The 414-nt window shown below is 79.7% G+C and carries 1 protein-coding gene; it reads left to right on the plus strand.

The window, feature by feature from the left end; all coding sequences use genetic code 11:
- The coding region (locus AC2CJA_RS27295) for a cobalamin biosynthesis protein (RefSeq protein ID WP_484605287.1) at window positions 1–414 on the plus strand (414 nt) is incomplete at both ends.

Below are 414 nucleotides of genomic sequence, written 5' to 3' on the forward strand. Positions count from 1 at the left end.
CCGTCACGGCCGCCGCCGTCTGGGCGGTGGTCGGCGGTACGACGCTGGCGCGCGAGGCCCGCGAGGTCGCCGCCGCGCTGGAGGCGGGCGACCTGGAGGCGGCCCGCGCCCGGCTGCCGCACCTGTGCGGACGCGATCCGCAGGCACTGGACGCCGACGGCATCGCCCGGGCGGTGGTGGAGTCCGTCGCCGAGAACACCTCCGACGCCGTGGTGGGCGCCCTGGTATGGGGCGCGGCCGCCGGTGTGCCGGGGCTGGCGGGCTTCCGCGCCGTCAACACCCTGGACGCGATGGTCGGCCACCGCTCGCCGCGCCACCTGCGCTTCGGCTGGGCCTCGGCGCGGCTGGACGACGCGGCGGGCTGGCCCGGAGCCCGGCTGACCGCACTGCTGGCCGCGCTGGCCGGCCCCGATC

The sequence above is a fragment of the Streptomyces sp. ATLC9 genome (assembly GCF_057196705.1).